This window comes from Vibrio sp. DNB22_10_4 (assembly GCF_052879755.1).
Map to the genome: position 1 here is coordinate 122836 of NZ_JBNNXW010000007.1, position 22214 is coordinate 145049.

The 22214-nt window shown below is 48.0% G+C and carries 17 protein-coding genes and 1 other RNA gene; all 18 read left to right on the forward strand.

The window, feature by feature from the left end; genetic code table 11:
- Window positions 1–38 precede the first annotated feature (38 nt).
- An RNA gene (gene rnpB / locus ACVA6Q_RS16600) (RNase P RNA component class A) lies at window positions 39–445 on the forward strand.
- 151 nt (window positions 446–596) lie between these two features.
- Window positions 597–1547, forward strand: coding sequence for a 16S rRNA (cytosine(1402)-N(4))-methyltransferase RsmH (gene rsmH, locus ACVA6Q_RS16605; protein ID WP_446648213.1), 951 nt, complete (start codon window positions 597–599; stop codon window positions 1545–1547).
- 11 nt (window positions 1548–1558) lie between these two features.
- Window positions 1559–1879 carry a cell division protein FtsL gene (gene ftsL / locus ACVA6Q_RS16610; RefSeq protein ID WP_042501227.1) on the forward strand — a complete coding sequence of 107 codons (321 nt, stop codon included), beginning with the start codon at window positions 1559–1561 and terminating at the stop codon, window positions 1877–1879.
- Complete coding sequence (locus tag ACVA6Q_RS16615) at window positions 1876–3612, forward strand: penicillin-binding transpeptidase domain-containing protein (protein WP_446648214.1); 1737 nt, start codon at window positions 1876–1878, stop codon at window positions 3610–3612. The genes ftsL and ACVA6Q_RS16615 overlap by 4 nt, the downstream gene beginning before the upstream one ends.
- Before the next feature lie 10 nt (window positions 3613–3622).
- The gene (gene murE, locus ACVA6Q_RS16620) at window positions 3623–5122 is read left to right on the forward strand and encodes a UDP-N-acetylmuramoyl-L-alanyl-D-glutamate--2,6-diaminopimelate ligase (protein WP_418641747.1); all 1500 of its coding nucleotides are present in this window, start codon (window positions 3623–3625) and stop codon (window positions 5120–5122) included.
- Window positions 5119–6483 carry a UDP-N-acetylmuramoyl-tripeptide--D-alanyl-D-alanine ligase gene (locus tag ACVA6Q_RS16625; RefSeq protein WP_446648215.1) on the forward strand — a complete coding sequence of 455 codons (1365 nt, stop codon included), beginning with the start codon at window positions 5119–5121 and terminating at the stop codon, window positions 6481–6483. The genes murE and ACVA6Q_RS16625 overlap by 4 nt, the downstream gene beginning before the upstream one ends.
- Complete coding sequence (gene mraY / locus ACVA6Q_RS16630) at window positions 6480–7562, forward strand: phospho-N-acetylmuramoyl-pentapeptide-transferase (protein WP_418641746.1); 1083 nt, start codon at window positions 6480–6482, stop codon at window positions 7560–7562. The genes ACVA6Q_RS16625 and mraY overlap by 4 nt, the downstream gene beginning before the upstream one ends.
- Before the next feature lie 24 nt (window positions 7563–7586).
- A complete protein-coding gene (gene murD, locus ACVA6Q_RS16635; protein ID WP_446648216.1) occupies window positions 7587–8915 on the forward strand; it encodes a UDP-N-acetylmuramoyl-L-alanine--D-glutamate ligase in 1329 nt (442 codons plus the stop codon).
- A 15-nt stretch (window positions 8916–8930) separates the two neighbouring features.
- On the forward strand, window positions 8931–10157 hold the full coding sequence (ftsW, locus tag ACVA6Q_RS16640) for a cell division protein FtsW (RefSeq protein WP_353497853.1): 1227 nt from the start codon (window positions 8931–8933) through the stop codon (window positions 10155–10157).
- Complete coding sequence (murG, locus tag ACVA6Q_RS16645; RefSeq protein WP_446648217.1) at window positions 10144–11205, forward strand: undecaprenyldiphospho-muramoylpentapeptide beta-N-acetylglucosaminyltransferase; 1062 nt, start codon at window positions 10144–10146, stop codon at window positions 11203–11205. The genes ftsW and murG overlap by 14 nt, the downstream gene beginning before the upstream one ends.
- 17 nt (window positions 11206–11222) lie before the next feature.
- Window positions 11223–12683, forward strand: a complete 1461-nt coding sequence (gene murC, locus ACVA6Q_RS16650) for a UDP-N-acetylmuramate--L-alanine ligase (RefSeq protein ID WP_446648218.1) — start codon at window positions 11223–11225, stop codon at window positions 12681–12683.
- 284 nt (window positions 12684–12967) lie between these two features.
- Window positions 12968–13711: a cell division protein FtsQ/DivIB gene (locus tag ACVA6Q_RS16655; RefSeq protein WP_353497856.1), complete on the forward strand. Its 744-nt coding sequence runs from the start codon at window positions 12968–12970 to the stop codon at window positions 13709–13711.
- A gap of 116 nt (window positions 13712–13827) precedes the next feature.
- A complete protein-coding gene (ftsA, locus tag ACVA6Q_RS16660) occupies window positions 13828–15090 on the forward strand; it encodes a cell division protein FtsA (RefSeq protein ID WP_353497857.1) in 1263 nt (420 codons plus the stop codon).
- Between the two features lie 29 nt (window positions 15091–15119).
- Window positions 15120–16346, forward strand: coding sequence for a cell division protein FtsZ (ftsZ, locus tag ACVA6Q_RS16665; RefSeq protein WP_353497858.1), 1227 nt, complete (start codon window positions 15120–15122; stop codon window positions 16344–16346).
- Between the two features lie 98 nt (window positions 16347–16444).
- A complete protein-coding gene (lpxC, locus tag ACVA6Q_RS16670) occupies window positions 16445–17362 on the forward strand; it encodes a UDP-3-O-acyl-N-acetylglucosamine deacetylase (protein ID WP_353497859.1) in 918 nt (305 codons plus the stop codon).
- A 552-nt stretch (window positions 17363–17914) separates the two neighbouring features.
- Complete coding sequence (secA, locus tag ACVA6Q_RS16675; protein WP_353497860.1) at window positions 17915–20647, forward strand: preprotein translocase subunit SecA; 2733 nt, start codon at window positions 17915–17917, stop codon at window positions 20645–20647.
- Between the two features lie 111 nt (window positions 20648–20758).
- Entirely contained in the window at window positions 20759–21157 is a 399-nt protein-coding gene (gene mutT, locus ACVA6Q_RS16680; protein WP_353497861.1) for an 8-oxo-dGTP diphosphatase MutT, read from the forward strand.
- Window positions 21158–21248: 91 nt separating this feature from the next.
- Window positions 21249–22058 (forward strand): 4-hydroxy-tetrahydrodipicolinate reductase, encoded by an 810-nt coding sequence (gene dapB / locus ACVA6Q_RS16685; protein WP_112459857.1) that lies wholly within the window; start codon window positions 21249–21251, stop codon window positions 22056–22058.
- Window positions 22059–22214 lie beyond the last annotated feature (156 nt).

Consider the following 22214-nt stretch of genomic DNA (forward strand, 5'->3'; position numbering starts at 1 on the left):
TTGAGTAATCACGCTCGCTTAGTTACAATCCGCGCCCTGAAGTTGACTGGATAGTCGCTGCTTCGTTGACGTCCCCTTGAGCTTGTCTTGGGGGAGACTGACGGAGGGGAGGAACGTCCGGGCTCCACAGAGCAGGGTGCCAGGTAACGCCTGGGGGGCGCGAGCCCACGACAAGTGCAGCAGAGAGAAGACCGCCGATGGCTCCATTTCTTCGGAAGGAGCACAGGTAAGGGTGAAAGGGTGCGGTAAGAGCGCACCGGGCGACTAGCAATAGTTCGTTGCAAGGTAAACTCCACCCGGAGCAAGACCAAATAGGCCTCCACATTGCGTTGCTCGCGTATGGAGGCGGGTAGGTTGCTTGAGCCAGTGAGCGATTGCTGGCCTAGACGAATGGCTATCACCGCTTCGGCGGATACAGAACCCGGCGTACAGGTCAACTTCACCTATTATAGAAAAACCCATTACAAATTGATTTTGTAATGGGTTTTTTGCTTTTTTATCACCTATCTTTACGATAGGCTGAACTTAACCAGATGACGTTACTGAAGGAAATCAGTAAACTTGTCATCTTTGCTAAGCAACTCTCGAGATCACCCATGAGCGAATCCTTTCAACACATTTCGGTACTACTTCACGAATCCATTGATGGTCTAGCGATCAAACCGGATGGAACTTACATTGATGGAACGTTCGGCCGCGGTGGTCACAGTCGTCAAATTCTTTCACAACTGGGTGAAAACGGTCGCCTATTCAGTATTGACCGCGATCCGACGGCGATAGAGGAAGCAAAAAAGATTGATGATCCGCGCTTTACCATTATTCATGGCCCATTTTCTGGTATGGCAGAATACGCAGAGCGTTATGATCTTGTGGGTAAAGTGGACGGTGTGTTGCTTGATTTGGGCGTGTCTTCGCCGCAGCTTGACGATGCTGAGCGTGGCTTTAGTTTCATGAAAGATGGCCCGCTTGATATGCGTATGGATCCAACATCTGGTATGCCTGTCTCTGATTGGTTAGCGCAAGCCGATCTTGATGACATTACGTGGGTGATCCGCGAGTTTGGTGAAGACAAGCATGCTCGCCGTATTGCTAAAGCGATTGTTGCCCATCGTGAAGATGAAGAAAAAGAGCCGCTTACGCGTACCGGCCAATTGGCAAAGCTGATCTCTGAAGCGGCACCTAAGAGCTTCAAAGAGAAAAAGCACCCAGCGACGCGTGCTTTCCAAGCGTTTCGAATCTACATCAACAGTGAGCTCGAAGAGATCGATACGGCGCTAAAAGGCGCTGCCAGCATTCTTGCTCCAGAGGGGCGTTTGTCGGTTATTAGCTTCCACTCGCTTGAAGATCGCATGGTGAAGCATTTTATGCGCAAAGAGAGCAAAGGACCCCAGGTACCCCATGGTATCCCGATGACCGAAGATCAAATTCGAGCGCTGGGTAGTGCAAACCTAAAGACCATTGGTAAGGCGCTCAAGCCTTCGGGTCAAGAAGTGGAAATGAACGCTCGCTCACGCAGCTCTGTACTTCGTGTGGCGGAAAAACTGTAACGGATGACGGGATGTCTAACCAACCGACTCATAATCTCGCGAAACTGATTGCCTTAGATATCATTACGGTAGGCCGTATTCCGCTTATCGTGTTTTTGATGATATTTGCAACGGCGATGGGGGTGGTGTTTGCAACGCATCACACCCGCGAAGCCATCAACGAGAAAGATATCGCGCTTCAAGAGCGTGAACGACTTGATAATGAGTGGCGCAACCTGTTGCTTGAGGAAAATGCGCTGTCGGAACATAGCCGCGTTCAGGCTATGGCTAAACAAGAGTTAGAGATGACGCGCCCAGACGCAGACAAGGAAGTAGTGGTTTCCCTGAAATGAAAGGCAAAAAAGTCGTTAAGTCTTCCAACAAAAAACAATCTCAGCAAGCCGCAAGCCAACCTGCGCTGATCGCTTGGCGCTTTCGCCTCATTATGGGCGGCGTGCTGCTTATCTTTACCGCGCTAGTCGCACGCATCGGTTATATTCAAGTTATCGAGCCTGACAATCTGATTAAACAGGGCGATCTGCGCTCTGTTCGTGTAAAGGCGCTGCCTTCGGCGCGCGGCATTATCTCCGATAAAAACGGTGAACCACTTGCAGTCAGTGTACCTGTTCAGGCGGTATGGGCCGATCCAGCTACTATTTTTAAAGATGATGGACTTAAGCAGTTAGACCGTTGGCATGCACTTGCTGATGTACTTGGTCTCAATCGCGATGCACTTATTGCCAAAATCAACAAGAACAAATCACGCCGATTTATTTACCTGCAGCGTCAAGTGAGCCCTGCGATGGCGAAGTACATCAAAGAGTTGAAACTCTCTGGCGTAGGGCTAAAAGCGGAATCCAGACGTTATTATCCTGCGGGTGAGGTTAGTGCTCACTTAGTGGGTGTGACTGGTATCGATGGTCACGGTCTTGAAGGCGTTGAGCGCAGCTATGATAAATGGCTGACCGGTGAAGCGGGTAAGCGCATTATTCGTAAAGACCGCTATGGTCGCGTGGTGGAAAACATCTCTCTTGAAGACAGAGAGGAAGGTAAACCACTTGAGCTTACCGTCGATCAAAGATTGCAGGCCATCGCTTATCGCGCCATCAAACAGGCTGTGGCCGATTACCGCGCCACGTCGGGCAGTGCCGTTATCATTGATGTGAAAACCGGTGGTGTATTAGCCATGGTAAATGCGCCTTCTTATAACCCGAACAACCGCTCTTCACGCCAGTCTTTTACGATGCGAAATCGTGTTATTACCGATGCGATGGAGCCGGGTTCTACGGTTAAGCCATTTGTCGTGCTAGCGGCACTAGAGGCAGGTATTGCCGATGAAAACACCATCATCGATACCGGTAATGGCATCATGCAGATCGGTGGTAGCCGAGTGCGTGATACATCGAAGGTGGGTAAAGCGAACTTAGCTAAGATCCTGCAAAAGTCGAGCAACATCGGTGTGGCAAAGCTGGCTTTAGACATGCCACTAGAGGCGCTACTTGGGATGTACAGCTCCATTGGTTATGGTCAGCTGTCTGGTCTTAACTTGGTCGGTGAGACCACGGGTATCTTCCCTAACCGTCGCCGTTGGTCGCAGTTTGAAATCGCGACACTCGCATTTGGCTACGGTATCTCCATCACGCCTCTTCAGTTAGCACACGCTTACGCCACTCTCGGTAATGGCGGCTTGTATCAGCCAGTACATATTATTGAAAGCAATCAGCAGGACTTGTCCAAGCAGGTTATCAACCATGACTACGCGATGTCGGTTCTGCATATGTTAGAGGCGGTAACGCAGCCTGGCGGTACAGCAACACGAGCGGCGGTGCCCGGGTATCGAGTAGCCGCGAAAACTGGTACTTCAAGAAAGGCAGCGGCGGGTGGCTACAGTGATGAATATGTAGCGATTACCTCAGGTGTCGCGCCGGTAAGTGACCCGCGTATTGCCTTGGTAGTGGTGATTAATGAACCGCAAGGCGATCAGTACTATGGCGGTGCGGTGGCAGGCCCTGTCTTTTCCGAAATCATGAAGGGAGCGTTGCAGATACTCAATGTCGCTCCTGACGAAAACCAATTTCAGCAATAGGTGAGAAACAATGTTGACCTCTTTGACATTGGCAAAGCTATTAAAACCATGGCTTGATGACAGCAGTAAACTGATGGCAAACGACACGCTCGGAGCCATCAATGTGTCTAACTTGGAGCTTGATAGCCGTGCTATTAAGCAAGGTGATACGTTTGTGGCGATCATCGGCCATACGGTAGATGGGCGTCTGTTTATCGAGCGTGCGATTCAGTCTGGTGCCGACTCAGTGATTGCTCAGGCCGATGCTGAGCACAAACATGGCGAAGTGACCCTTGTCGATGGCGTGCCTGTTGTTCATATTTATCAGCTCGACACTTTGTTGTCGGTGATGGCCGCGCGTCTTTATCAGTACAAGCAGCAAGTGATTGGCGTAACAGGGACGAATGGTAAAACTACCATCACCCAACTTATCGCGCAGTGGATTGAACTTGTCGGCGATAGAGCCGCCATCATGGGCACCACGGGCAATGGCTTCTTGAACGATTTGCAACAAGCGAAAAATACCACGGGCAGCGCTATTGATGTGCAGCGCATTTTATCTCAGCTTGATGCCCAGGGCGCGCAATACACGGCGATGGAAGTCTCCTCCCATGGACTGGTTCAAGGTCGTGTGGCCGCTGTGCCTTTCTCACTAGGTATTTTCACTAACCTCAGCCGTGACCACTTGGACTATCACGGCACGATGGAAGGTTATGAAGCGGCCAAGAAACTACTATTTACCGGGCATCACTGCGAGCATGCGGTGTTGAATGTCGATGACGAAGTGGGTCGCCGCTGGCTTTCGGCGCGCAGCGATGCCATTGCTGTGTCTGTTGAAGGGCGCCAGCTAGGCGCAAAGGGCGTTTGGGCAACATCGGTTGAATATAGTGACGGCGGCATCTCTTTAGAATTTGATGGTTGCTTTGGCAGTGGCAAGCTCAATGCTCCGCTGATTGGTCAGTTCAATGCGAGCAATGTGTTGCTGGCGTTTTCTGCTCTGTTGGCGCTTGGTTTTGATAAACAAGCGCTAATGGATACAGCATCCAAGCTACAACCTGTACTTGGTCGTATGGAGCTGTTTCAAGCGGATGATAAACCAAAGCTGGTGGTAGATTACGCTCACACCCCAGATGCGTTAGAGAAAGCCTTGCAGGCACTTCGCGTGCATTGTGATGGCCAGCTTTGGGTTATTGTCGGCTGCGGTGGTGACCGAGACAAAGGTAAACGTCCAATGATGGCCTCTATCGCTGAGCAGTTAGCGGACAAGGTGATCTTAAGCGATGACAACCCACGCAGTGAAGATCCTAAAGCGATTGTCGAAGATATGCTGGCGGGAATGAGTGCGCCAGAGGTGGCATTTGTTGAGCATCAACGTTTTAATGCGGCTCAGCTAGCGGTGAAGCACGCGAGTGCTTCCGACATCATTCTACTTGCCGGTAAAGGGCACGAAGACTACCAAGTGATTGGCAATGACAATGTCCACTATTCAGACCGTGAAACGGCAGCACAGTTACTAGGACTGACGTTATGATTGAACTCAAATTAACGGATATCGCGACCATTGTTGACGGACAGCTAGTGGGTGACGATATAAGTATCACAGATGTCACCACAGACACGCGAGCCATCGAACCGGGTGCGCTGTTTATTGCTTTGGTTGGTGAACGTTTTGATGCCCATGATTTTGCTGAGCAAGCGGCAGAGAAAGGCGCAGCAGCGCTAATTGTTGAGCGAGAGTTGGATGTCGCCATTGCTCAAGTCGTGGTTGCCGATAGTAAACAAGCCTTGGGTAAACTGGGGGCGGAAGTTCATAAGCGCAGCCAAACCCAAACGATTGCCATTACAGGCAGCTGCGGTAAAACGACAGTTAAAGAGATGATTGCCAGCATTTTGTCTAGCAAAGGGCAGGTGCTGTATACCGCGGGTAACTTTAATAATGATATCGGCGTGCCATTAACTTTGCTTCGCTCAACCCCTCAAGACGAATTTGCCGTGATTGAACTGGGTGCTAACCATATCGGTGAAATTGCCTACACAACAGCGTTAACTCAGCCGGATGTCGCGCTGGTTAACAATGTGGCCGAGGCGCATCTAGAAGGTTTTGGCTCTCTTGACGGTGTTAAACAGGCTAAGGGGGAAATCTATCAAGGACTGCCTGCGGGTGGTATTGCACTTGTGAACCTTGATAGTGAAGGTGGTGACTACTGGCAATCGGTACTGAGTGACAAACAGGTTGTGCGCATCGCCAAACAGAACGCTCACGCAGACTTTTACGCCTCTGACATAACCTTGTCATCTCTTGGTAGCCCGTTGTTTACACTCCACACCCCAGTAGGCAACATTTCGATTGAGTTGACCATTATCGGTGAGCACAATGTGGCAAATGCAGTGGCTGCAGCCGCTTTGGCAACGCAAGTTGGTGCAACTCTCGAGCAAGTTCAACACGGTTTACAATCATTAAGTAAAGTGAAGCGCCGTGTTGATGTTGAGAAGCTTACCGAAACGCTCACTCTGATTGATGATAGCTATAACGCCAGTGTTCCCGCAATGAAGGCGGCGGTCGATCTGTTGGGGCAGTTTACTCAAACCCAGCGCTGGTTGATTTTGGGTAACATGGCAGAATTGGGGCATGAAAGCCTTGCACTTCACAAAGAAGTCGGACAACATGCTGCACCTTTCGCATTTGAACATGTTTTAACCTATGGTGAGGATGCGAAAGTAATCAGTGACCTTTGCGGTGGACAGCATTTTAAAAGTCACGACGATATGTTTGCGCATATCGAGCACACATTAACACAGTTAAACCAGACCTCTCATACCTTGTTGGTTAAAGGGGCGCTAAGTGCTGGCATGTTTACTATCGCCAATGCACTGAAGGAGAAATACACATGATCATTTGGCTTGCAGAATTACTACAGCCATACTTTTCTTTTTTTCGTCTGTTTGAATATTTGTCATTCAGAGCCATTGTCAGTGTATTAACTGCGTTAGGTATTTCTTTGTGGATGGGGCCAAAAATGATTGCCCGTCTACAAATGCTGCAAATTGGCCAAGTCGTTCGAAATGAAGGTCCGGAGTCGCACTTTAGCAAGCGTGGTACACCGACGATGGGTGGTATAATGATCCTATCGGCGATTTCTATTACCGTTTTGCTTTGGGCAGACTTGAGTAACCCTTATATTTGGGCTGTACTTGCGGTGCTACTTGGCTATGGTGCCGTTGGTTTTGTGGATGACTATCGCAAGGTAGTGCGCAAAAACACCGATGGCCTGATCGCTCGTTGGAAGTATTTTTGGCAGTCGCTGATTGCCTTGGTGGTGGCATTTGCTCTGTATGCTCACGGCCAAGACACGGCAGCCACACAGCTTGTAGTACCATTCTTTAAAGATGTAATGCCGCAAATGGGGCTGTTCTACATTGTCTTCACATACTTTGTGATTGTTGGCACCAGTAATGCGGTGAATCTGACCGATGGCCTTGACGGTCTGGCTATTATGCCAACGGTATTGGTTGCCGCCGGCTTTGCGGTGATTGCTTGGGCAACAGGCAACGTTAACTTCGCAGCTTATTTGCACATTCCTTATATTCCATACACCTCTGAGCTTGTGGTGTTCTGTACTGCGATGGTTGGTGCTGGACTTGGTTTCCTTTGGTTTAACACTTACCCTGCGCAAGTCTTTATGGGTGATGTAGGTTCGTTAGCACTTGGCGGCGCATTGGGTGTCATTGCCGTGTTGGTACGTCAAGAGTTCGTACTGGTGATCATGGGCGGTGTATTTGTAATGGAGACGCTATCGGTAATCCTTCAGGTTGGCTCTTACAAGTTGCGTGGTCAGCGCATTTTCCGTATGGCACCTATCCATCATCACTATGAACTAAAAGGCTGGCCAGAACCGCGTGTTATCGTTCGCTTCTGGATCATTTCAATCGTATTGGTACTTATTGGCCTAGCGACGCTTAAAGTACGTTAATCAACAGGCTAGGGATCCTTGTTCATGGAACGTTGGCAAGACATTCAGCAAGTGGTCGTCGTAGGGCTCGGTATTACCGGGCTCTCCGTCGTTAATCACCTTCGTAAATATCATCCTACATTGACCATTCAAGTAATGGACAGTCGAGACAATCCGCCGGGGGCTGAGCAGTTGCCGCAAGGCGTTGCCCTACATACCGGCAGTTTTGAAGCCGATTGGTTGATGCAGGCTGACTTAGTGGTGTGTAACCCAGGTATCGCTCTAGCGACGCCGGAAATTCACGCAGCCATGGCAAACGGCGTCTCTGTCATTGGCGATATCGAACTGTTTGCTAGGGCAAATGACAAGCCAGTGATTGCCATTACCGGTTCAAACGGAAAAAGTACCGTGACTGATCTCACGGGTGAGATGGCCAAGGCTGCGGGACTTAGTGTCGGAGTGGGTGGCAACATTGGTGTTCCTGCGCTCGATTTACTTGAGCTTGATGCCGATCTCTATGTGCTTGAGCTATCCAGTTTCCAACTGGAAACGACGTCGTCGCTGAAAACGCAAGTCTCAACGTTTCTAAATCTTTCAGAAGACCATATGGATCGCTACGAGGGTATGGCGGATTATGCCGAGGCCAAGCGCAGGATCTTCTTACATGCTGAGCATGTGTTAGTAAATCGCGATGAGCCAGAGACTTATCCAACAGAGACGTCTCTAGCACTATCGACATTTGGTTTTGATGCTAAGCAGTTCGGTATGCAGGTATTTGATGGACGCACTTGGTTGATGGATGGCGATGCTAAAATCCTCGCGGCGGATGAGCTGAGCATCGTGGGTAAGCACAATTGGTCAAATGCTTTGGTCGCTTGTGCGCTGCTCAAGCTAGCAAATATCGATTATCGTTCGGCATTGGAATGCTTGAAATCTTATCGAGGCTTAACCCATCGCTGCCAAGTGGTGGCCGAACAAGCTAACGTGAAATGGGTTAATGATTCGAAAGCCACTAATGTAGCAAGTACGCTTGCCGCTTTGTCAGGCTTAGCACTCCAAGGAACGCTGTACTTGCTTGTCGGCGGGGTGGGGAAAGGCGCAGATTTTTCTGAGCTTGCTACGCCGCTTTCTCGACTCAATGTTCAGCTGTGCTGTTTTGGTCTCGATGGAGAAGAGTTTCTACCGCTTCACGATAGTGCGCGCTACTTTGCTTCAATGGACGATATATTGGCTGAGATCACGCCAAAATTGAAGCAAGGTGATATGGTCATGTTGTCGCCTGCGTGCGCCAGCTTTGATCAGTTTGCCAATTTCATGGCTCGCGGTGATCACTTTACCGATTTGGCAGAGCGTTATTCAGCGCAAGTTAGTTAACACGGATTCGTCACTATGTTTCATCAAATTCGACAACGCACCATGGGATGGATGACCCACAGTGCCCCAGATACGCTTTATGACCGACAACTGGTTTGGTTGGCGTTTGGGTTGATGGTGACGGGACTGGTGATGGTAACTTCAGCCTCGTTTCCGATCAGTTCTCGACTGACGGATCAGCCATTCCACTTTATGTTTCGCCACGCTATCTTTCTGGTATTAGCGCTTGGTACGTCGGCTGTGGTTCTGCAAATCCCTATCGCTAAATGGTTCAAATACAGTACTTATTTGCTAGCGATATCTATTTTCTTGCTGATCGTTGTACTCGTCGTCGGCAAGTCCGTTAACGGCGCGTCTCGTTGGATACCGCTTGGGCTGTTTAACCTTCAGCCTGCAGAGGTAGCCAAACTGTCGCTGTTCATCTTCATGTCCGGCTACTTGGTGAGAAAGCAAGACGAGGTCAGGCAGTCGTTTTTTGGCGGCTTTATCAAACCTATTATGGTGTTCACCACGTTTGCCATCCTATTGTTGGGACAGCCTGACTTAGGTACCGTGGTGGTGATGCTGGTGACTTTGTTTGGCATGTTGTTTATTGCTGGTGCCAAATTATCACAGTTTATTGCTCTATTTGTTGCGGGCGTCAGCGCGGTTATAGCGCTGATTTTGGTCGAGCCATACCGAGTAAGACGTGTTACTTCGTTTCTAGACCCTTGGGAAGACCCATTTGGCAGCGGCTATCAGCTTACGCAATCACTCATGGCATTTGGCCGTGGTAACTGGATGGGACAAGGGCTTGGTAACTCAGTGCAAAAATTGGAGTACTTACCAGAAGCGCATACCGACTTTGTATTTGCGGTGCTGGCTGAAGAGCTCGGGTTTGTTGGTGTCGTCTTAGTATTGATGTTGGTATTTGCACTGGTGATTAAAGCCCTGTATATCGGTAGGCGTGCGTTTGAAAAACAGCAGTTTTTTGGCGGCTATTTGTGTTTTGCCATCGGTATTTGGTTTGCGTTTCAAACCTTAGTCAACGTTGGTGCAGCAGCGGGTATGGTGCCAACCAAAGGTCTAACATTGCCACTGATAAGCTATGGTGGCTCCAGTTTGATTATCATGTCGGTGGCGGTATCGATCCTGCTACGAGTAGACCATGAATGTCGACTGCTTCCGGACATTGAACCTGAGCCTGCACCGAGCAGCGAGCCTGAAACAGATAAGAAAAAGAAACAAGATGAAGAAAAATAAACGCTTAATGGTGATGGCTGGTGGAACCGGCGGTCACGTATTTCCGGGATTGGCTGTTGCGAAGCGCTTGCAAGAGCAAGGCTGGGAGATCCGTTGGCTTGGCACTGCAGACAGAATGGAAGCAGACTTAGTACCAAAGCACGGGATTGAAATTGATTTTATTAAAGTGAAAGGGTTGCGCGGTCAAGGCATTGCTAAACTGATTAAAGCACCGTTTCAGATCATCAGTGCGATTTTTCAAGCGCGCCAACATTTAAAGCGCTGGCAACCTGATGCTGTGCTCGGCATGGGGGGCTATGTCAGTGGGCCTGGTGGCATTGCGGCTTGGACTATGGGTATCCCTGTCGTCCTCCACGAACAAAATGGCGTCGCGGGACTGACCAACCAGTGGCTTTCCAAAATTGCCAAAAAGGTGTTCCAGGCATTTCCGGGCGCTTTTGCTGACGCAGAAGTAGTAGGGAATCCAGTGCGCCAAGACTTATTAGACATTGAAGCGCCAGAAACACGACTTAACGGCCGTGATGGTGATATTCGAATTTTAGTGATGGGGGGCAGTCAAGGTGCTCGCATCCTCAATCACACGCTGCCACCAGTCATGGCTGCGCTGGGTGAAGGCTACACGATTCGCCATCAAGCAGGAAAAGGTAGCAAGCAAGAAGTCGCTGAGCTTTACCAGCAAAACCAAGTTGGTAAGGCTGAGGTGACGGAGTTTATTGATGATGTTAGCGAAGCGTATCAATGGGCAGACCTTGTGGTTTGTCGCTCCGGTGCACTGACAGTATCCGAGCTTGCTGCAGCCGGCGTTGGCGCTATCTTTATTCCATTTATGCATAAAGATCGTCAGCAGGCGCTTAATGGCGACCACTTGGTCGACTGCCAGGCTGCGTATATGATTGAGCAGCCTCAATTGAGCGTGGAAAAACTGACTGAACAGATACGTAGCTTAGACCGAACGCAGTTAAAAACGCTGGCCATTAATGCCCGACAAGCGGCTAAGCTCGATGCGGATACACGCGTCGCGAAAGAAATTATCGAATTAACAAAATAGATTAACGAGACAGACTCATGACACAGCAACAAACACCAGACTTAGCGCAGATCCGTGCCTTGATACCTGAAATGAGACGCGTGAAGTGTATTCACTTTGTCGGTATCGGCGGCGCGGGTATGAGTGGTATCGCAGAGGTGCTACTGAACGAGGGGTATCAAATTACCGGCTCTGATATTGCTGAGAATGCTGTGACAGCGCGCCTGACGCAAAAGGGGGCGACTGTCTTTATTGGTCATGCTGCTAGTAATATTGATCTTGCGAGTGTGGTAGTAGTGTCTACTGCGATTGACCCTGAAAACCCTGAGTTAGTTGCGGCGAAAGAATTGCGAATCCCAGTGGTTCGCCGTGCTGAAATGCTTGCTGAGCTGATGCGTTTTAGACATGGTATTGCCGTTGCGGGGACGCACGGAAAAACCACGACCACAGCGCTGGTTACGCAAATCTATTCAGAAGCGGGCATGGATCCAACCTTCGTTAACGGTGGCTTGGTGAAAAGTGCCGGCACGAATGCCCGCTTGGGCTCAAGCCGTATCCTGATTGCCGAAGCTGATGAAAGTGATGCGTCGTTCCTACACCTTCAACCAATGGTCAGCATCGTCACCAATATTGAAGCTGACCACATGGATACCTATGGTGGTGATTTCGATACGCTCAAACAGACCTTTATCGACTTTTTACATAACCTGCCGTTTTACGGACAGGCCGTAATGTGTGTTGACGACCCAGTGGTTCGTGAGCTGATTCCAAGTGTTAGTCGTCAAGTGATTACTTACGGTTTTTCAGAGGATGCGGACGTACGTATTGAGAATTATCGCCAAGAAGGGCAGCAAGGTAAGTTTACCGTTGTCAGAAAAGGCCGAGATAATCTTGAGATTACCCTGAATATTCCGGGAGAACACAATGCGTTGAATGCGTCTGCTGCTATTGCTGTCGCGACCGAAGATAATATTAGTGATGAGGCCATCGTTAAGGCGATGCTTGGTACTGAAGGTACAGGACGTCGTTTCGAGCATTTAGGCGAATTTGAAACGGGTAATGGCCGTGTCATGTTGGTCGACGATTATGGTCACCATCCAACAGAAGTGGACGTCACCATCAAAGCGGCGCGTAATGGTTGGGCGGATAAACGACTGGTGATGGTGTTCCAACCGCACCGTTATAGCCGTACTCGTGACCTTTACGATGATTTTGCCAATGTACTGGAGCAGGTAGATGTACTGGTGATGCTGGATGTGTATTCGGCTGGAGAAGCCCCAATTGCTGGCGCTGATGGCCGCTCACTGTGCCGTACTATTCGTACTCGCGGCAAGCTTGATCCAGTTTTTGTTCCAGAAATGAATGGTTTACCATCAGTTTTATCCAATCTTTTGCAAGATGGCGACTTAGTCTTGACGCAAGGTGCTGGTGATATTGGTAAAGTGGCTAAGCAGCTTGAGAAGATGAAGCTAGATATCCAAGTGATGCAAAATAGCTAGTTTCTCGATTTTCGAGTGTATTGAATAATTTATGAGTTCGAATGAGCGATACAGTGAATTGATCGCCCATCCGAACTTTTTTGTTGTTTCAGTGCGCAAAAGCCTAGTTTTCTTGGGTTGAGTGTTTGATAGTTTGATATTGATTAGTATAATCGTTAGGTTAAGACCATTAGATTAGACTCTTATTCCACTATCTTAAGGAAAGGCGAAGAGAAGTTAATAAGGGACCAAAGAGTTTGACTGAAACTTCAGACAGCAGTGTAGAGCAAACGCGTCGAGCTTCCATGTTTTCACAACACGGGATCGGGGCGATTTTTTTATTTGCAGTGATCGCAGTCATCGGTTCAACACTTTATTCCACCATTAGCTGGATGTGGGACGACCAGCGCCTTCCATTATCTAAGATAGTGCTACAAGGGGATTTAACCCATGTAGGTGCTAAAGATGTGCAGCATGCCTTTGCCAATTTGGAACATATTGGGACCTTCATGTCTCAAGATATCGATGTTCTTCAGCAAAGTGTTGAGCAAATTCCGTGGGTCTCGCAAGCATCGGTACGTAAACAGTGGCCAGATACAGTTAAGGTGTTTTTGACCGAGTACCAGGCTAGCGCAATTTGGAATGGCATCGATATGCTTGATATTCATGGTGTCGTGTTCAGCGGTGATGTTTCTGTGATTGAAGAACAGAAAGTGAAACTGTATGGCCCGATGGGTACTGAACGCTTTGTGTTGGATACTTATCGTGATAGCAATGCCAAGTTAGCGAGTTTAGGGCTAGCCATATCTTCGTTAGTGTTGAATGAGCGCCGGGCATGGCAAGTGATCCTAGATAACGGGATCCGTCTAGAGCTAGGCAAAGATGCACTTGATGAGCGCTTACAGCGTTTTATCTCTTTGTATCGCGAACTGGGTGACAAGGTATCTCAAATCAGTTACATCGATTTGCGATATGACACAGGTGCAGCCGTCGGTTGGTTTCCTGCTGAAATGACAGCAGAAGGTAATCTTACGGAGTCGGCAGGGTAACTGGTTTTATGTATCGATAGGCATTAGCGTATCGATACTTAAGTTCAGTTAGGAATTGGGCAACCCAAGCGAGTTGTTCTCTGGGATTTGAGATAGCAAAACATAAGAGAGTACAGATGACGAAGACCACGGATGACAATATTATTGTCGGTCTTGATATTGGCACTGCGACCGTATCTGCGCTAGTCGGCGAAGTTTTGCCGGACGGGCAGGTAAATATCATTGGTGCAGGTTCTAGTCCTTCTCGCGGAATGGACAAAGGTGGCGTTAACGACCTTGAGTCAGTGGTTAAATCCGTGCAACGTGCTGTCGATCAGGCTGAGCTGATGGCGGAATGCCAGATCAGCAGCGTGTTTATCTCACTTTCTGGTAAGCATATTGCGAGTCGAATTGAAAAGGGCATGGGAACCATTTCTGAGGAAGAAGTGTCACAAGATGATATGGACAGGGCGATTCATACCGCTAAATCCATAAAAATTGGTGATGAACAGCGCATTCTTCATGTGATTCCTCAGGAATTTACCATAGACTATCAAGAGGGTATTAAAAACCCGCTTGGACTGTCTGGGGTTCGAATGGAAGTGAGTGTTCATTTGATCTCTTGTCATAACGACATGGCAAGAAACATCATTAAAGCGGTAGAACGCTGTGGACTCAAAGTCGAACAACTGGTTTTCTCTGGTCTGGCATCAAGTAATGCTGTGATCACCGAAGACGAGCGCGAGCTTGGTGTTTGTGTGGTTGACATTGGCGCTGGCACTATGGATATCTCCATCTGGACTGGCGGTGCACTGAGACACACTGAAGTGTTCTCTTATGCTGGCAATGCGGTGACCAGTGATATCGCTTTTGCTTTCGGTACACCTTTGAGTGATGCTGAAGAAATCAAAGTGAAGTATGGCTGTGCACTGAGTGAACTGGTGAGTAAAGACGATACAGTGAACGTTCCAAGCGTTGGCGGTCGTCCATCACGCAGTTTACAACGTCAAACATTGGCAGAAGTGATAGAACCGCGCTATACAGAATTAATGGGACTTGTTAATCAAACCATTGATAATGTTCAAGCTAAACTTAGAGAGAACGGTGTGAAGCACCATCTCGCAGCAGGTGTCGTCTTAACCGGCGGTGCAGCACAAATTGAAGGGGTTGTGGAGTGCGCTGAACGTGTATTCCGTAACCAGGTTCGTGTAGGCAAGCCTCTAGAGGTGAGTGGCCTTACGGACTATGTAAAAGAGCCGTATCATTCTACGGCCGTTGGATTACTTCATTACGCAAGAGACAGTCAGATTAATGACGACAATGATTATAACGAACCAAAGCGTCAATCGGTGTCGACAATCTTTGGTAAGTTGCGTAACTGGATACAAAAAGAGTTTTAACCTGAGTTGCAGGAAAACGGAGATAACAAATGTTTGAACCGATGATGGAAATGTCTGACGAAGCTGTCATTAAAGTAGTGGGTGTAGGCGGTGGCGGTGGTAACGCTGTAGAACACATGGTACGTGAGTCAATCGAAGGGGTTGATTTCATTAGTGTTAATACCGATGCTCAAGCACTACGCAAAACGAGCATCAACCACGTTATTCAAATTGGCGGCGATATCACAAAAGGCTTGGGCGCGGGTGCAAACCCTCAAGTTGGACGTGATGCAGCTCTTGAAGACAAAGAAAGAATTAAAGAAAGCATTACTGGTGCCGATATGGTATTTATCGCAGCTGGTATGGGCGGTGGTACCGGAACCGGTGCCGCTCCAGTAATTGCTGAAGTCGCGAAAGAGTTAGGCATTCTTACCGTCGCAGTGGTCACGAAACCATTTAGCTTCGAAGGTAAAAAGCGTCTTTTATTCGCAGAGCAAGGTATTGAAGAGTTATCAAAGCACGTTGACTCTTTGATCACGATTCCAAACGAAAAGCTTCTGAAAGTACTAGGCCGTGGCGTTACGCTACTGGAAGCGTTTGCAAGTGCAAACGACGTACTGAAGAATGCGGTTCAAGGTATCGCAGAATTGATTACTCGCCCAGGCATGATTAACGTCGACTTTGCGGACGTACGTACCGTGATGTCAGAGATGGGTCATGCAATGATGGGTAGCGGTGTTGCTAAAGGTGAAGATCGTGCAGAAGAAGCGGCAGAGATGGCAATTTCTAGCCCACTTCTAGAAGACATCGATCTAGCAGGTGCACGTGGTGTGCTTGTGAACATCACTGCTGGTCTTGATATGCGTCTAGACGAATTCGAGACGGTTGGTAACACAGTGAAAGCCTTTGCGTCTGACAATGCAACGGTTGTTATCGGTACTTCTCTAGACCCAGACATGAGCGACGAAATTCGCGTGACTGTGGTTGCGACGGGTATTGGCAACGAACGTAAGCCAGATATTACGCTAGTCGCAGGCGGTAAAACGCCAGTGACGGCAAGTCAGCCCCAACAGTCAACTCAAGCACCAGCTGCAAAAGTAGAGGACAAGGTGGCACAATCTTTGCCTGTAAATAATCAGGAGAAGGTTGAGGTGAACACGCCGAATACTGCAAGCTCTGCACCTGTGTCGAGCGGCAATACCAGCGCAGCACCTAAGCCTGAGAAGGAAAGTGGCTACTTAGACATTCCAGCATTTTTGCGTCGTCAGGCAGATTGATAATCTGCGTGAATTTGACATAGCTCAAATTTCTGGTAGGATTCGCGGTTGGTTACATAATCAACCGTGATATGTAGCGTAGATTAAGAGGTTTGTAGATGATCAGACAACGTACGCTTAAAGAAATAGTGACTACTGTAGGAGTGGGTCTCCACTCTGGCCGTAAAGTAACACTAACTTTGCGTCCTGCGGCTGCGAATACTGGTGTTGTATACCGTCGTACTGACGTGAATCCGCCTGTGGATTTCCCTGCGGATCCTCTTTCTGTACGTGACACTATGTTATGTACTGCGCTTGTTAACGATGAAGGCATCCGTATTTCTACGGTTGAGCACCTAAATGCGGCTCTGGCTGGCATGGGTATCGATAACATTATCGTTGAAGTTGATGCACCTGAGATCCCAATTATGGATGGTAGCGCAAGCCCATTCGTATACCTGCTACAACAAGCGGGCATTGAGACTCAAAATGCACCAAAACGATTCATTCGTATCAAGAAAACTGTACGTTTTGAAGATGGTGACAAGTGGGCTGAGTTCCGTCCATTTAACGGCTTCCGCATGGATTTCGAGATTGATTTCAACCATCCTGCAATTGATGCAGATGAGCAGCACTTACTGTTCGATTTTTCTTCACAAGGCTTTGTGAAAGAGATTTCTCGTGCAAGAACGTTTGGCTTCATGCGTGACATCGAATATCTGCAGTCTAAGAACCTTGCGCTTGGCGGAAGTTTTGATAATGCAATCGTACTTGATGACTACCGTATTCTTAATGAAGATGGCCTTCGTTTTGATAATGAGTTTGTGACTCATAAAGTACTAGATGCGATTGGTGACCTTTATATGGCAGGTCATGCCATCATTGGTGAGTTTGCTGCTTACAAATCTGGCCACGGCTTGAACAACCAACTGCTTCGTGCGGTACTGGCGGATCAAGAAGCGTGGGAGTGGACGACCTTTGAAGAAAAAGAAGGTTCTCCAGTTGCGTTTGCAGATCCGAGCATGGTTTTGGCGTAATCCAATCCTCCTCATTGAGAAAAATCAGGCCTAGCGCCTGATTTTTTTGTATCTGTGATTTGGCTTTTTAGTTTGAATTGCTTTCGCAAATTGAGAGTCAATTAGGTGGCAAAAGCTTGCCAAGTACTTTCAGGATCGCGACGATCTCTTGCCGATCATAGGGATCTTTCCTCGATATTTACCTCAACCACTTCGGCGAAATACTAAAGTAGGCGGCGTTTACGCAGTTTAAGTTTGCAAATTTGAGCCGCGCTATCTTTATCAAATGCCGTTCTTTTCAGCGACAATATCCACCTTATAGCGGGTTTATTCTTCAAAACTTCCAAACACATCAAACTAATTACGGTTAGTTTCGATAGATGCTTGGTTGTTGGGTCAAAAATTCCTTAAACTATGTGCCATTAATTGGTATGTCTGCCTTGAATTCTAGCCGCTTGAACTCAATATCAGTTGGTATAGATTTTATCTCAGTTAGGTCGCTTGGCCTTAGTAGAGACGGAAGGCAATTTTAATAGGTCGAAATGATCTAATGGTAGAGAGAACAAAAACACAATGATTAGTAACCTACTGACAAAGGTCATTGGTAGTCGCAACGACAGAACACTGCGTCGACTAAGAAAAATCGTAAAACAGATCAATAACTACGAGCCGCAGTTCGAAGCGTTGTCTGACGAAGAACTAAAAGCGAAAACGGTTGAGTTTCGTGAGCGTTTGGACAAAGGTGAAAACCTAGACCAAATCCTGCCAGAAGCATTTGCAACTGTTCGTGAAGCATCTAAACGTGTATTCGGCATGCGTCACTTCGATGTTCAGCTTATCGGTGGCATGGTTCTTAACTCTGGCCAAATCGCAGAGATGCGTACTGGTGAAGGTAAAACGCTTACGGCGACACTACCTGCGTACCTAAACGCTCTACCAAGTAAAGGCGTTCACATTGTTACCGTGAACGACTACCTTGCGAAACGTGATGCGGAAACCAACCGTGCATTGTTTGAATTCTTAGGTATGACCGTTGGCATTAACGTGCCAAACATGCACCCTCAAGAGAAGAAAGACGCATACCAAGCAGATATTCTATACGGAACAAACAACGAGTTTGGTTTCGACTATCTACGTGACAACATGGCTTTCCGCGTTGAAGATCGTGTTCAACGTGAACGTTTCTTTGCTGTTGTCGATGAAGTGGACTCGATCTTAATCGATGAAGCGCGTACACCGCTAATTATCTCTGGTCCAGCCGAAGATAGCTCTGATCTTTACACTCGCATCAACACCTTGATTCCTCACCTTGAGCAACAAGATCAAGAAGATTCGGAAGAGTATCGTGGTGACGGCCACTACACAGTGGACGAGAAGTCTAAGCAAGTGCACCTAACAGAAACCGGTCAGGAATTTGTTGAAGAACTGCTTATCAAGAATGGCATGATGGAAGAGGGCGACACTCTCTACTCGCCAACTAACATCAGTTTGCTACACCACGTGAATGCGGCGCTTCGTGCTCACGTACTGTTTGAAAAGAACGTTGACTACATCGTGAACGAGCAAGGTGAAGTGGTTATCGTTGATGAACACACTGGCCGTACTATGCCGGGTCGCCGCTGGTCTGAAGGCCTTCACCAAGCCGTTGAAGCAAAAGAAGGCGTTAAGATCCAAAACGAGAACCAAACGCTGGCATCGATTACCTTCCAGAACTTCTTCCGTTTATATGACAAACTGTCAGGCATGACAGGTACGGCTGATACTGAAGCATTCGAATTTCAATCTATCTACGGCCTAGAGACAGTGGTTATCCCAACCAACAAGCCTATGGTTCGTAATGATATGCCGGATGTGGTTTATCGTACAGAAGTGGAAAAATTCAACGCCATCATTGAAGACATCAAAGAGCGCACGGCAAACGGTCAGCCAAGCCTAGTGGGTACGGTATCGATTGAGAAATCAGAGCTATTGTCTAACGCCCTTAAGCAAGCGAAGATCAAACACAACGTACTGAATGCGAAATTCCACGAAAGAGAAGCGGAAATCGTAGCTGAAGCGGGTACGCCAGGCGCGGTAACTATCGCGACTAACATGGCAGGCCGTGGTACCGATATCGTGTTAGGTGGTAGCTGGCAAGCGAAGGTTGAGCAGCTAGACAACCCATCACAAGAGCAGATTGACGCGATTAAAGCGGAATGGAAAGTGATTCATGACCAAGTGCTAGAAGCCGGTGGCCTACACATCATCGGTACTGAGCGTCACGAATCTCGTCGTATCGATAACCAGCTTCGTGGTCGTTCTGGTCGTCAGGGTGATGCGGGCTCTTCACGCTTCTACCTATCGATGGAAGATCAACTGTTGCGTATCTTTACCTCTGATCGTATGGCAAGCCTAATCCAAAGCGGTATGGATGAAGGTGAAGCGATTGAAAGTAAGATGCTGTCTCGCTCAATAGAAAAAGCACAGCGTAAAGTGGAAGGTCGTAACTTCGACATCCGTAAACAGCTTCTTGAATACGATGATGTGGCGAACGACCAACGTAAAGTAGTGTACGAGCTGCGCGACGAGCTAATGACTGCTGATGACATCAGCGAGATGCTAGAGCAGAACCGCAGTGATGTGTTCACGTCTGTTATTGATGAATACATTGCTCCGCAATCGCTAGAAGATATGTGGGATACAGAAGGCCTTCAAGAGCGTCTTAAGAATGACTTTGACCTTGATCTGCCGATCAAGTCTTGGTTGGAAGAAGACGACAAGCTCTACGAAGAAGCGCTTCGTGAGAAGATCTTGGATACTGCAGTAACGGTTTACCAGCAGAAAGAAGAGACGGTTGGCGCACAAGTACTGCGCAACTTCGAGAAATCTGTGATGCTACAAACGCTAGACACGCTTTGGAAAGAGCACCTAGCGGCGATGGATCACCTACGTCAAGGTATCCACCTACGTGGTTATGCTCAGAAGAACCCGAAACAAGAGTACAAGCGTGAGTCGTTTGAGTTGTTCGAGCAACTGCTAGATTCTCTGAAATTTGACGTGATCACGATTCTTTCTAAAGTACGTGTACAGCAGCAAGAAGAAGTGGAGCGTATGGAAGCTCAGCGCCAAGCTCAAGCCGAAGCGGCAGCGGCAAAAGCGCAAGCGCAGCATGCCAATGCTGAAAATCAGCTAGCCGATAATTCAGAGCAAGCGGAGGATGGTTCACAACAACCTATGGTGCGTGAAGAGCGTAAGGTAGGCCGCAACGAACCATGCCCATGTGGAAGCGGTAAGAAGTACAAGCAATGTCATGGTAAGATCAACTAAGACACGATGCTGAAGAAAAGAGTCGCGCTATGCGGCTCTTTTTTTATGCGTAACTTCTTTTTTATGCATAGCTTCTGCGCGAGTAACAAAAACAATAATGAGGAAAGTAGAGTGAAACGCATTCATATCGTTGCCGCAATCATTTTCAATCAAGATAAATCTCAAATCTACATTACGAAAAGACCGGACAATCTGCATAAAGGCGGTTTTTGGGAGTTCCCTGGTGGTAAAGTTGAAACCGGAGAAACCATTAGCGAGGCTATCATTCGTGAGCTTTACGAAGAGATTGATATCACAGTGACCGAGCAAACCGTGTTTGAGCATCTGCTGCACGACTACCCAGAGAAGTCACTGGAGTTTGACTTTATTTCGGTCACTGCCTTCGAAGGTACTCCGTTTGGAAAAGAAGGACAGGAAGGTCGATGGGTAATGATCAGTGAGTTGGCTGACTATGCCTTCCCAGAAGCCAACGTGCCAGTGTTGAATAAAGTGATAGAAAAATTCAGCTAAATCCCCTTAGGTGCTAGCAGCCCCAAAGGCTTTACGTTACATTGGTAGCAACAAAAAACGGTAGCAACACAAAACAACGGAGAATAGCGCAATGGTAAGAATTGCGATTGCAGGAGCAGCGGGCCGAATGGGTCGCAACCTAGTAAAAGCAACATTTCACAACAAACAAGCGACCGTGGGAGCGGGCTCAGAGCGTCCTGAGTCTTCACTCGTTGGTGTTGATGTTGGCGAACTATGTGGTGAGGGGCGTTTTGATGTCGCGCTTGTAGACGATTTAACAAAGTCGATTGAAGACTTCGATGTGATTATCGACTTTACCGCACCAAAAAGTACCCTTGCGAACCTCGAGCTGTGTAAACAACACGGCAAAAAAATGGTGATTGGTACCACTGGCTTTAGCGATGAAGAGAAACAACTTATCGATGAAGCGGCCAAAGTGGTTCCAGTGGTTATGGCTCCAAACTACAGCGTCGGTGTTAACCTCGTTTTCAAATTGCTAGAGAAAGCAGCGAAAGTGATGGGTGATTACTGCGACATTGAAATTGTTGAAGCACATCACCGCCATAAGGTTGATGCTCCATCTGGCACTGCGATTGGCATGGGTGAAGCGATTGCTGGCGCCATGGGTAATGAGCTAAACGATGTGGCAGTCTATGCTCGCGAAGGTATTACGGGTGAGCGAACTCGTGATGAAATCGGCTTTGCGACTATTCGGGCCGGTGACATTATCGGTGAGCACACCGCGATGTTTGCAGATATCGGCGAGCGTGTTGAGATTACTCACAAAGCGACCGATCGTATGACCTTTGCAAACGGTGCAGTGAAAGCCGCAGTGTGGCTCAACGACAAGCCTGCTGGTTTTTACACCATGACCGAAGTGCTCGGCTTAGATAGCATTTAAAAAAAGCGCCAGTATGGCGCTTTTTTTATACCCAAAATTGGGGTAGTGATTAGAAACAACAAATACATAAATATTCTAGAAACGATGGTCGGAACTACTATAAACACTTTGCGCCCCAACTTTCACAAATGGATGCAAACTGTACAGTAATTGTGG